Origin of the sequence: Paracoccus zeaxanthinifaciens ATCC 21588 (assembly GCF_000420145.1) — a bacterium.
Classification (GTDB): Bacteria; Pseudomonadota; Alphaproteobacteria; order Rhodobacterales; family Rhodobacteraceae; genus Paracoccus; species Paracoccus zeaxanthinifaciens.
Window position 1 is genome coordinate 190,716 of record NZ_ATUJ01000003.1, and the last position, 11,739, is coordinate 202,454.

At 67.2% G+C, this 11,739-nt stretch carries 12 protein-coding genes; 9 read left to right on the top strand and 3 right to left on the bottom strand.

Features of this window, described 5'->3' with window-relative positions:
• Positions 1-20: 20 nt before the first annotated feature.
• Positions 21-509 carry a translation initiation factor IF-3 gene (gene infC / locus F804_RS0104220; protein ID WP_022706501.1) on the bottom strand — a complete coding sequence of 163 codons (489 nt, stop codon included), beginning with the start codon at positions 507-509 and terminating at the stop codon, positions 21-23.
• 256 nt (positions 510-765) lie between these two features.
• Here infC and F804_RS16855 point away from each other — a divergent pair, with 256 nt between their 5' ends.
• The 8 genes from F804_RS16855 to F804_RS15610 all read left to right on the top strand — a co-directional run bounded on the left by F804_RS16855 (position 766) and on the right by F804_RS15610 (position 9,878).
• The gene (locus F804_RS16855; RefSeq protein ID WP_022706502.1) at positions 766-1,395 is read left to right on the top strand and encodes a hypothetical protein; all 630 of its coding nucleotides are present in this window, start codon (positions 766-768) and stop codon (positions 1,393-1,395) included.
• Positions 1,395-2,270 (top strand): glycosyltransferase family 2 protein, encoded by an 876-nt coding sequence (locus F804_RS0104230; protein WP_022706503.1) that lies wholly within the window; start codon positions 1,395-1,397, stop codon positions 2,268-2,270. The genes F804_RS16855 and F804_RS0104230 overlap by 1 nt, the downstream gene beginning before the upstream one ends.
• A 122-nt stretch (positions 2,271-2,392) precedes the next feature.
• On the top strand, positions 2,393-2,902 hold the full coding sequence (fabA, locus tag F804_RS0104235; RefSeq protein ID WP_022706504.1) for a bifunctional 3-hydroxydecanoyl-ACP dehydratase/trans-2-decenoyl-ACP isomerase: 510 nt from the start codon (positions 2,393-2,395) through the stop codon (positions 2,900-2,902).
• A 26-nt stretch (positions 2,903-2,928) separates the two neighbouring features.
• Positions 2,929-4,158, top strand: a complete 1,230-nt coding sequence (fabB, locus tag F804_RS0104240; protein ID WP_022706505.1) for a beta-ketoacyl-ACP synthase I — start codon at positions 2,929-2,931, stop codon at positions 4,156-4,158.
• Between the two features lie 21 nt (positions 4,159-4,179).
• The gene (locus tag F804_RS0104245) at positions 4,180-4,968 is read left to right on the top strand and encodes an enoyl-ACP reductase FabI (protein WP_022706506.1); all 789 of its coding nucleotides are present in this window, start codon (positions 4,180-4,182) and stop codon (positions 4,966-4,968) included.
• Between the two features lie 21 nt (positions 4,969-4,989).
• On the top strand, positions 4,990-5,817 hold the full coding sequence (locus F804_RS0104250) for an alpha/beta fold hydrolase (protein ID WP_022706507.1): 828 nt from the start codon (positions 4,990-4,992) through the stop codon (positions 5,815-5,817).
• 106 nt (positions 5,818-5,923) lie between these two features.
• Positions 5,924-6,472, top strand: coding sequence for a PAS domain-containing protein (locus F804_RS0104255; protein WP_022706508.1), 549 nt, complete (start codon positions 5,924-5,926; stop codon positions 6,470-6,472).
• Positions 6,465-9,878, top strand: a complete 3,414-nt coding sequence (locus F804_RS15610) for a chemotaxis protein CheB (protein WP_051142282.1) — start codon at positions 6,465-6,467, stop codon at positions 9,876-9,878. Before F804_RS0104255 ends, F804_RS15610 begins: the two co-directional genes overlap by 8 nt.
• Positions 9,879-9,882: 4 nt before the next feature.
• Here the strand turns inward: F804_RS15610 and F804_RS16860 are convergent, their stop codons facing one another.
• A complete protein-coding gene (locus tag F804_RS16860) occupies positions 9,883-10,470 on the bottom strand; it encodes a TetR family transcriptional regulator (RefSeq protein WP_022706510.1) in 588 nt (195 codons plus the stop codon).
• Positions 10,467-10,631 carry a hypothetical protein gene (locus F804_RS17500; RefSeq protein WP_169447675.1) on the bottom strand — a complete coding sequence of 55 codons (165 nt, stop codon included), beginning with the start codon at positions 10,629-10,631 and terminating at the stop codon, positions 10,467-10,469. The genes F804_RS16860 and F804_RS17500 overlap by 4 nt, the downstream gene beginning before the upstream one ends.
• Between F804_RS17500 and F804_RS0104270 the strand changes: the two genes are divergently transcribed.
• Entirely contained in the window at positions 10,630-11,733 is a 1,104-nt protein-coding gene (locus F804_RS0104270) for an efflux RND transporter periplasmic adaptor subunit (protein WP_245540310.1), read from the top strand. The genes F804_RS17500 and F804_RS0104270 overlap by 2 nt on opposite strands.
• The last annotated feature ends 6 nt before the right edge of the window (positions 11,734-11,739 follow it).

Here is an 11,739-nt window from a genome sequence, read left to right on the forward strand (position 1 = left end):
TCGGTGCAATCTCGCGGCGATCAGCGCGGCGAGATCATCATGACCATCTGGCGGCCTTCAAGCTTCGGCATGGATTCGACCTTGCCGATCTCGTCCACGTCGGACTTGACGCGGTTCAGCAGTTCCAGGCCCAGGTCCTGGTGGGCCATCTCGCGGCCACGGAAGCGAAGGGTGACCTTCACCTTGTCGCCGGCCTCGAGGAACTTCAGCACGTTGCGCATCTTGACGTCATAGTCGTGGATGTCGGTTCCCGGACGGAACTTGATCTCCTTGACCTCGATGACCTTCTGCTTCTTGCGGGCCTCGGCCTCGCGCTTCTGCTGTTCGTACTTGTACTTGCCGAGGTCCATGACCTTGCAGACCGGAGGGGCCGCGTTCGGCGAAATCTCGACCAGGTCCAGCCCCGAGTCCTGCGCCATCTGCAATCCGACCGAGGGCGGCACCACGCCGACATTCTCTCCGTCAGGGCCGATCAGGCGGATTTCGGCCACGCGGATGCGTTCGTTCACGCGGGGGCCGGTGTCACGGGTGGGCGGTGCGTTATGCGGTCGACGAGCTATGGCGATACTCCTTATGCAGCCAAGTCGGAAGTGAAGGGAAATTAAGGCGAGCGGCCCGCGTTTTCAACCGGATTTGATGCGTTTCACGGTGCAAATTGCGCATTTGGGCGCATCTGCGCCCGTATCCGGGGGGCGCGCGGCTTTTCGGTCCCGAAGGGCTGTGCCATAGATGGCCCAAGGACAACTTGATGGCCGGGGGTGCCGGATGAAGAAACTTGGGCTGATCGTCGTGATTCTGCTGCTGGCGGCGGGGGGTGCATGGTTCTGGAACCAGTCGCAGGCACCGCAGGACACCCAATTGGCCGAGGCCCCCGCCCAGCCGGAGCCTGCGCTGCAAGCAGCGCCCGACCCGGCCGAGGAAGAGGCTGCCGAAGCCGCCGATGCGGCAGCCGACGCCGCAGCGGATGCCGCCGCCATCGCCGCCGATGCCGCAGCCGAGGCCGTTCGCGCCTCGGAGGATGCGGGCGTTCCCCCCGCCTCGGATGCCGCGGCCGAGGCCGAGGCCGCAGCCGAGGCCGCCATCGCCGCCGCCGACCGCGCAGCCGAGGCCGCCGCCACCGAACCCGAGGCCGCCACCGTCGAGGAGGCCGCCGACGCTGCCGAGACCGCCGCCGAACATGCCGAGGAAACGGCAAATGCCGCCGCCGTCGCCGCCCGGATCGAGACGCTTCTGACCCCCGAGGGCTTCGACGCCGCCCGGATCGAGGAGATGATCGAGGGCGCCGACATCCCCGACGCGCAGAAGGCCACGCTGAAGCGGCTGGTCCAGTCGGCCAGCGACAACCCGCAATTGCTGCGCGCCGCGCTGGACCAGGTGAAGGCGGTGATGCGCTGATGCCGGTCCTGCCCGTCACCGACCGGCAGGAATTCCTGTCCCGCCCCCGCGCGCAGCTGGCCAAGGGCCCGATCGCCATCCTCTTCGTCGAGGATGGCGTCGCCGTCACCGAGACCGTTGCCCATCACGTCGCGCGCGGCTTTCGCCACATCCTGATCATGTCCGAGCTGCAGATCTCGCTGCCGCCCGACCTGGCTGCGCGGGTGACGCAGCTGCGCCACGATTCGCGCCGTCCCGACGCCCATGTGGACGGGGTGAACGCCGTGATCGCCGCCGTGCCCGCGGGCACCTGGCTGTATTACTGCTTCAACGCCGAATTCCTGTTCCACCCCTTCGGAGAGAGCCGGAGCGTCGGAGAGATGCTGGCCTTCCACACCGAGGAACGCCGCGGCGCGATGCTGACCTATGTGATCGACCTCTATGCGGGCGACCTGGGGCGGTTCCCGGACGCGGTCGATCTGGACAACCCGATGTTCGACCGCACCGGGTATTACGCGCTTGGCCGCAAGGGTCCGGACGGGCATCCCCGCGACAGGCAGCTGGATTTCCACGGGGGCCTGCGCTGGCGATACGAGGAACTGCTGCCGCCCGACCGGCGGCGCATCGACCGCATCGCGCTGTTCCGGGCAGAGGCGGGGCTGCGGATCACCGCCGACCACCGCTTCAACCTCGAGGAATACAACACCTATTCCTGCCCCTGGCACCACAATCTGACCGCGACCATCGCGTCCTTCCGCGTGGCCAAGGCGCTGGCGACCAATCCGGGGTCGCGCGACCAGGTGGGCGACATGGTCTGGCGCAATTCGCACCCCTTCGGATGGAACAGCCAGCAGCTGATGGATCTGGGCCTGATGGAACCCGGACAGTGGTTCTGACCGCCTTACGTTGCGGCACCGCCTTTCGCTTGCGCCTTTCCGACCCCAGATGATAGACCGTGCGGCAACTTGAAAACGCCCGTCCCCCATCGGGGCGGGCCGGAATGGAAGGCACCACACGCATGGCGATGACCAAGACCAGCTTCGATCGCGACGACCTGCTTGCCTGCGCGCGCGGAGAGCTGTTCGGCCCCGGCAATGCCCAGCTGCCCGAACCGCCGATGCTGATGATGGACCGCATCACCGACATCTCGGAGAATCGCGGCGAACACGGCAAGGGCCACGTCGTGGCCGAGTTCGACATCGATCCCGACCTGTGGTTCTTCGGCTGCCACTTCCCCGGCAACCCGATCATGCCGGGCTGCCTGGGTCTTGACGGCCTGTGGCAGCTGACCGGCTTCAACCTGGGCTGGCGCGGCTGGGAAGGCCGCGGCTATGCCCTGGGCGTGGGCGAGGTCAAGCTGACCGGCATGGTCCGCCCCGACCGCAAGATGCTGCGCTATCACGTGGACTTCACGAAGGCCGTGCAGACCCGTCGCCTGACCATGGGCGTGGCCGACGGCCGCGTCGAGGCGGATGGCGAACTGATCTACCAGGTCAAGGACATGAAGGTCGCCCTGTCGACCAGCTGATGAAATTTACCCGAGGAGGCACCCCAATGCGGCGCGTCGTCATCACCGGCCTGGGCATCGTTTCGCCCATCGGTAACAATGCAGAAGAAGTCACCGAAAGCCTGCGCAACGGGCGTTCCGGGATCGTCTTCGCCCCCGAATATGCCGAACACGGCTTCCGCAGCCAGGTTCACGGCATGCCCCAGATCAAGCTGGAGGACCATATCGACAAGCGCAACCTGCGCTTCATGGGTCCGGGCGCGGCCTACAACTTCATCGCCATGGAACAGGCGATCAAGGATAGCGGCCTCGAGGATGGCGAGATCTCGAACCCGCGCACGGGCCTGATCATGGGCTCGGGCGGGCCGTCGACGTCGAACTTCTTCGACGCCCACCAGATCGTCATCGAGAAGGGCGCACCCAAGCGCATGGGCCCCTTCATGGTCACGCGCTGCATGTCGTCCACGAACTCGGCCTGCCTTGCGACGCCCTTCAAGATCAAGGGCGTGAACTACTCGATCACCTCGGCCTGCGCGACATCGGCGCATTGCATCGGCAACGGGGTCGAGCAGATCCAGATGGGCAAGCAGGACATCGTCTTCGCCGGCGGCGGCGAGGAACTGGACTGGACGCTGTCCTGCCTCTTCGACGCGATGGGCGCGATGTCGTCGAAATACAACGACACGCCCGAAACCGCCTCGCGCCCCTATGACGCGACCCGCGACGGCTTCGTCATCGCGGGCGGCGGCGGCGTCGTCGTGCTGGAGGAACTGTCCCACGCCCTGGCGCGCGGTGCCAAGATCTATGCCGAGGTCACCGGTTACGGCGCGACCAGCGACGGCTACGACATGGTCGCCCCCTCGGGCGAGGGTGGCGAGCGTGCGATGCGCGTCGCCATGGACACCCTGCCCGAAGGCCGCAAGGTCAGCTATGTGAACGCGCACGGCACCTCGACCCCGGTCGGCGACCTGGGCGAGATCCAGGCCATCCGCCGCATCTTCGGCGAGGGTTCGACCCCGCCCGTCAGCTCGACCAAGTCCCTGACCGGTCACAGCCTGGGCGCGACCGGCGTCCACGAGGCGATCTACAGCCTGCTGATGTTGCAGAATGACTTCATCGCGGCCTCGGCGAATGTCGAGACTCTGGACCCCGAGATCAAGCCGGGCGAGATTGCGACCGACCGCGTCGACAATGCAGGGCTGGATTCGATCCTGTCGAACAGCTTCGGCTTCGGGGGCACCAACGCCTCTCTGCTGATGTCGCGCTTCCGCGACTGATTACGAAAGAACGAGGACATCATGGGCGATCTTCTGAAGGGCAAGCGCGGGCTTGTGATGGGGGTCGCCAATGACCGCTCCATCGCGTGGGGGATCGCCAAGGCGGCCGCCGCCGAGGGGGCCGAACTGGCCTTTACCTATCAGGGCGAGGCCTTCGGCAAGCGGGTCGAACCGCTTGCCGCCTCGGTCGGGTCGGACACGCTTCTGGACGTGGACGTCACCGACGACGCATCGCTGGACGCGGCCTTCGCCTCGCTCCAGGACAAATGGGGCAAGCTGGACTTCCTGGTCCATGCCATCGCCTATTCCAACAAGGACGAGCTGACGGGCCGGTTCATCAATACCAGCCGCTCGAACTTCAAGCACAGCCTCGAGATCAGCTGCTATTCGCTGATCGAGGTTGCCCGCCGCGCGCATCCCATGATGTCCGAGGGCGGGTCGATCATCACGCTGACCTATGGCGGATCGAACCGCGTCACGCCCTTCTACAACGTCATGGGCGTTGCCAAGGCCGCGCTGGAAAGCAGCGTGCGCTATCTTGCCAACGACCTTGGCCCGGACGGCATCCGCGTGAACGCGGTCAGCCCCGGCCCGATGAAGACGCTGGCCGGTGCCGCCATCGGCGGCGCGCGCAAGACCTTCCGCCATACCGAGGCCAATGCCCCCATGCGCGCGAACGCGACGCTGGAGGCCATCGGCGGCACCGCCGTCTGGCTTCTGTCGGACTGGGGCGCCTACACCACCGGCGAGATCGTGACCGTCGATGGCGGCTATCACGTGCTGGGCATGCCCCAGAGCGAGAACCTGTAAGCAACCGCAAGGGGGGCAACCATGCAGCATTTCGTTGCGGATGATGGCGCGAGGATCGCGTTTCGCGACGAAGGCCGCGGGTTGCCCCTGCTGTGCCTTGCCGGGCTGACGCGCAACATGGCCGATTTCGACCATGTCGCCCCGCATCTGTCCGGCGTGCGGCTGATCCGCATGGATTACCGCGGCCGCGGCGCATCGGATTTCACCGGCGCCGCGACCTATACCGTTCCGCGCGAAAGCCGCGATGCGCTGAACCTGCTGGATCACCTTGGGCTGGACCGCGCGGCGATCCTTGGGACATCGCGCGGCGGGCTGAACGGGCTGTTCATGGCCGCGACCGCGCGGGACCGCATGATCGGGCTGTGCCTGAACGATGTCGGGCCGGTGATCGAACGCGACGGGCTGCACAAGATCTTCGACTATGTCGGGCGCAACCCCGCCGCGCGCAGCCATGCCGAACTGGCGGAACGCCTGCCCGCCATGATGGCCGGCTTCTCGGACGTGCCCCAGGGGCGCTGGCTGCAGGATGTGCGCGCCCATTACACGGAAACCGACCGCGGCCTGCGCATCAACTACGACCCCACCCTGCGCGAGGCGTTCCTTGCCGCGTTCGAGGGCGAGGCCCCCGACCTGTGGCCGCTGTGGACCGCGACCCAAGGCATGCCCGTCGCGCTGATCCGGGGCGCGAATTCGGACCTCCTGTCCAGCGCGACCGCGCAGCGGATGGCCCAGATGCGCCCCGACCTGATCATGGCCGACGTGCCGGGACGCGCGCATATCCCATGGCTGGACGAGCCGGAATCCCTGGCCGTCCTGAACGCCTGGATCGAGGCCTGCCGGGCATCATAACGCTTGGTTATCGCCCGGGCGGGAAAACAAAAGTTAGCTTGTGACGCTTGCGACGAAGGCATAGTCTCGGCCCAGACCGCCTGTTCGCCAGGCAGATGGGAGCTTCATGCACCGCGCCAAGTTTCACGACCCGCCCGAGGCCCTGACCGCCCAGTTCAGTCGGTCGCGGATCCCGCTTGCGCTGGCGCATGGCACGGGCGACATGCCGCTGTGCATGGTCAATGACGGGTTCCTGAAGCTGACCGGCTATGGCATCGACGATGTCGTCGGGCACAATTGCCGCTTTCTTCAGGGTCCGGACACGCCGCGCGAACAGGTGACCGCCATGTCCGTGTTTCTGGCGCATCAATCCTCGGAAGATGGGCGGTTTCCCGTGCTGAATTACCGCGCGGATGGATCCAGCTTCGCCAACCTGGTGTTCATGTCCAAGCTGCGCGACGGTGCCGGACAGCTTCGCTTCGTCATCGCCTCGCAGTTCGACATGGGACGACATGGCAGCAAGGACGAATTGCTGACCAACGACGTGGAGTTGAAGACCAGGATGGAGGATGTGCGCAAGGCGGCAAGCCAGTTCGGGCTGATCATGTCCGACAGTTCGGCCATCATCGCGCGGTCCATCTCGACCTTGGCGAGGCTTGCGATCCGCGATGAATGACGCCAGCCCCCAGAAGGACGAGATGTCGCCCACCGGCGCGCGGCGCGATTTCGCGGTCGTGGCGATCGGCGCCTCGGCCGGTGGCCTCGAGGCGCTGCAGGACCTGCTGCGCGATGCCAGCCGCGACGATCCGGCGGCCTATGTCATCATCCAGCACCTGGATCCCACGCATGACAGCGTCCTGGCCGAGCTTCTGGACCGCCGCACCGCGCTGAGCGTCCGGCAGGCCGAACACGGGACCGAACTCAGCCCCGGACACGTCTATACCATCCCCCCCGGCGCACGGATGCTGATCGAGGGGCGCAAGCTGGTCCTGACAGAATTCGACCAGCCGCGCGGCCTGCGCCGCCCCATCGACGATTTCTTCGAAAGCCTCGCCCAGCAGCAGGGCTCGGCCGCGGCCTGCGTGATCCTGTCGGGCACCGGCGCGGACGGCACCCTGGGGCTGCGGGCGATCAAGGAGCATGGCGGGGTCTGCGTCGTGCAGGAACCGCGCACCGCCCGCTATGACGGGATGCCGCTGTCGGCGGAATCGACGGGGCTCGTGGATTTCGTGCTGCCGCCCGACCGCATCGTCCCCGCGATCCTGCAATTCTTCGAAAGCCGCGACGACGAGGTGGCCGAGGAATCCATGATGGCCGACGCCCGCAGGATCTGCGAGGTGCTGCACGAACAATGCGGCCATGATTTCGGCGGCTACAAGATGTCCACGCTGGTGCGCCGGATCCGCCGCCGGATGCAGGTCCTGGGCATCCAGACCGCGCGCGCCTACCTGGCGCATCTGGAACGCGACTGCGACGAATGCGACGCCCTGCAGAACGAGTTCCTGATCAACGTCACGCGCTTCTTCCGCGACCCCGAACTGTTCCGCACGCTGCGCGACCGCGCCATCCGCCCCATGGTCCGCGACAGCGACGGAGAGGAGCTGCGCATCTGGGTTCCCGGCTGCTCGTCGGGCGAGGAAGCCTACAGCATCGCCATGCTGATCGACGCCGAGATGCGCGCGGCGGGCATGCGCCCGCGCTTCACCGTCTTCGCCTCGGATATCGACAAGAAGATGATCGAGGTCGCGCGGACCGGCAGCTATCCCATCAGCGCGCTGGCCGACATCCCCGAGGAGCTGCGCGGCGAATACACCACCCATCGCGACGCGCTGATGCAGATCACGCCGCAGCTGCGCGACCGGGTGCGCTTCTCGATCCACAGCGTGCTGCGCGATCCGCCCTTCGCGCGGGTGGACCTGATTTCCTGCCGCAACCTGCTGATCTATCTGGACGAGGAACTGCAGTCCCGCGTGCTGCCGCTGTTCCATTACGCGCTGCGGCCCGGCGGCTTCCTGTTCCTCGGGCCGTCCGAGGGGGTGCGCCGGGAATCGGTGCATTTCAACGAACTGGACCGCCCTGCCCGCCTGTTCCAGCGCGACGAGACGACCGCCCGCCTGCCGCTGGACCTGCCCTTCCGCAGGCCCGCCGCGACCGATCGCAGCGATCAGCGATCCGAGGCGACCGGCAGCCGTCACGCCGTCGCCGCCGCGCAGCGCCGCGTGCTGGACCGTTTCGCGCCCGCCTCGCTGCAGGTGTCCCGCGCGGGCGAGGTGCTGTGGTCCGCGGGCCGCCTGTCGCGGTTCCTGTCGGTCGAACCGACCGCCCGCAAGCCCGTGCTGGCCCAGCAGATCGTGCATCCCGGCCTGAAAGAGGCCGTGACCGCCGCGCTGGACCAGGTCGGCAACAGCGGCCGCGCCGTCATCGTGCGCGATCTCGTCGCTCGATCCGATATCGGCTCTCAGGCCGTGTCGCTGTTCGCCGAACCCCTGCCCGACCGCAGCATCCTCCTGGTCTTCCAGGAGGCCGCGCAGCAGCAGGCCGATACCGATGCCGATACCGACGAGCTGAGCATCACCGAATCCCGCGCCGACCTGCTGGAGGAGGAGCTGCGCCTGACCCAGATCGAGCTGCATGGCGCGGTCGAGGAACTGGAGACGGCGAACGAGGAGCTGAAAAGCTCGAACGAAGAAATGATGTCGATGAACGAGGAGCTTCAGTCCACCAACGAGGAACTGAGCACCGTCAACGACGAGCTGAAGTCCAAGATCGACGATCTGACCGCCGCCAACAGCGACCTGCAGAACTTCTTCTCGGCCACCAAGATCCCGTTGCTGGTCGTCGATCGCGAGGTGAAGGTCCGCAACTTCACCAATGCCGCCCTGCAGATATTCCCGCTGCGGCGGTCCGATTACGGACGCCCGCTGGCCGACGTGTCGAACGCCTTCAACAGCCCTGCGCTGGAGGACATGGCCCGAGAGGTCATCCGCCAGGGCGAGGCGCAGGGAACCGAGCTGACCGAGGCCGGTTCGGACCGCGTCTGGCGGATCGACGCCAAAGCCTATCGCGGCCCCGAGGGGAACCTCGAAGGGGCCATGCTGGTCTTCGAGGATGTGACCGCCCTGCGCGACCTGCGCATCCAGATCGAGCGGCAGGAGGATCGCCTGAACTCTGTCCGCCACCTGGCGCGGATCGCGGTCTGGCAGTTCGACGCGGACACGCGCAGCCTGACCATCGACGACAGCTCGGACCTTCTGGGCGTGGGCCAGACCGCGCAGCTGCCGATGCAGGCATTCGCCGCGCTGATCGCGCCCGACGACCGCGAGGATCTGCTGACGGACCTGCGGGCCTGCGCCGACGGACAGGGCTTCCGCCGGGTGCTGCGCCCGTCAGCCAGGGAACGCGCGGGCACCTGGCTCGAGGCATCGGGCGAACGGGTCGGCACGGGTGCGAATGCCCGCGTGCTGGGCGTCATGGTGGACGTGACCGCCGCGCAATCGGCGGCCGAGCTGCGCGAAGCCGTCATCCGCGAGATGGATCACCGGGTGAAGAACCTCTTCACCCAGATCTCGGCCATGCTGCGGATGGCCGCGCGCGAGACCGACGACGCGCGCGAGGTCGTGGACGAGGTCTCCTCGCGCATCTCGGCGCTGGCCAGCTCGCACAGCCTGACCACGGCCAAGGGCAAGTCCGAGGAACTGCCCCTGCGCCAGCTGATCGAGACCTCGCTGGCCCCCTATCGCGGGGCGCGCATCACGCTGGAGGGCGACGAGACGCAGATCCGCCCCGTGAACGTGGTGCCGCTGTCGCTGATCCTGCACGAACTGGCCACCAACGCCTTCAAATACGGCGTGCTGGGTCCGGTGCAGGGCGCGCTGCGCATCGGCTGGCAGACCGAAGACCGCGACCTGATCCTGAACTGGACCGAGGATTACGACGTGGCGCGCGCCGACATCCAGCCCGATCGCGGCTTCGGCTCGGTCCTGCTGGAGGGTGCCGCCGCGCAGATCGGCGCCGAGCTGGAGGTGGATCAGTCCGAGACCCGGCGCCACACGCGGCTGGAATGGCAGGGCGGCGCCGGCTGACGGCTCATCGCGCCGAGAGCGTCTCGCAGACCGCCAGAAGCTGTTCGCGCACCATCGCGGGGATGCGGTCCTCGGGCATGTCCTCGGTCGAGGCCCATTGCCGGACCGCGTTGCCAAGCGCATGCATCGTCATATGCGCCATCATGTCCGCCTGCCATTGCGACCCCGGCCCCAGCCGCGCCTGCAGGTGACCGCTGATCGACATGGCGATGGTGTCCAGCGTGTCGCGGAAGGTGCAGGTGACCTCGGGCAGCTGGTCCAGCATCGTCTCGAGCATCAGCAGCGTCGGGCGATCGGGCGGGCTGGTTTCCAGAAGCGCCGTCACCGCGCGGGTCAGATCCTCGAGCACCGGTTCTTGCGAAGTCGCGATGAAGGCGCAATCCTCGGGCTCGAGCACAGGCAGCGGGCCGACCAGCGCGGCCTGCTTGTTCGGGAAATAGTTGAAGAAGGTCCGGGTGCTGATCCCTGCCTTATGCGCGATGGCATCCGTCGTCACGGCGTGCAGCCCCTGTTCCATCACCAGTTTCAGCGCGGTGGTCTGGATCTCTCGGGCGGTCTGGCGGCGGCGCCGATCACGAAGGCTTGTGTTCATTCTTGCAGCAGTTCCGAATTTGCGTTTCCGGCAAATATTGCATAGTCGGCAATTCCGTGCAATGAGCCGCGCAAGGGCCGACGCAGCGTCCGGCCGCAATCGGAGACACAGATGCGCGACTTCTTGCGAATGACGGGCGCGGCGCTTGGCGCATCGCTCATGCTTGCTTCCAGCGTGGCGGCCCAAGGGATGCCCCCCAAGACCGTCGGCGTGATGCAGATCGAGGAACAGGACGTTCCCCGGATCTTCACCCTGCCCGGCCGCGCCGTGGCCGCCAATGCAGCCGAGATCCGCCCCCGCGTCAGCGGCATCGTGACCGAGCTGCTGTACGAACCCGGGCAGGAGATCGCGCGCGGCACGCCGATGTTCCGTATCGACGACACCACCTATCAGGCCAGCGTCGCCGCCGCCGAGGCCGACCTGGCATCGGCCCGCGCCCAGCTGACCGAGGCCGAATCCTCGTTGCGGCGCAACCAGGCGCTGCTGGGATCGGGGACGACCCAGGCCCAGGTCGAAAGCGCGCAGGCGACCCGCGATCAGGCGCAGGCGCAGGTCAGCGCCGCCGAGGCCGCGCTGGTGCAGGCGCAGGCCGAGCTGGACTGGACCACCGTCACCAGCCCGCTGGACGGCATCGCCAGCGTGGCCGAGGCCTCGATCGGGGATCTGGTCACGGCGAACCAGTCGGATGCGATGGCCACGATCACCCAGCTGGACCCGATCGAGGTGGACATGTACGAACCCTCGTCGCGCTTCCTGTCGGTGCTGGACGACATCAATGACGGGCGCCTGCGCCTGAACGACGAATTGCGCGCGACCCTGACGCTGGAGAATGGCCGCACCTACCAGGCGGTGGGCGAGCTGATCGCGCCGGGGGTCACGGTCTCGACCTCGACCGGGTCCATCGACACGCGCTTCCGTTTCGACAATCCCGACAAGCTGATCCTGCCCGGCATGTTCCTGCGCGGGCAGGTCGAACTGGGCGTGACCCGCGCGATCCTGGTGCCTCAGACCGCCGCCAGCCGCGACAAGATCGGCCAGCTTTCAGCATGGGTGGTCGAGGACGGCAAGACCTCGAAGCGCGACCTGACCGCCGATGGCAGCTATCGCAACCAGTGGATCGTGACCGAGGGGCTGGCGAACGGCGAGACGCTGGTCGTGGACGGCATGTCCGGCCTGTCCGAGGGCGCCGAGGTCCAGACCGCACCCGTCACCGTCGACGAGGCCGGGGTCGTCCGCGACGTCGCGCAGCCCGAAGCGGAGTAAGGCCAG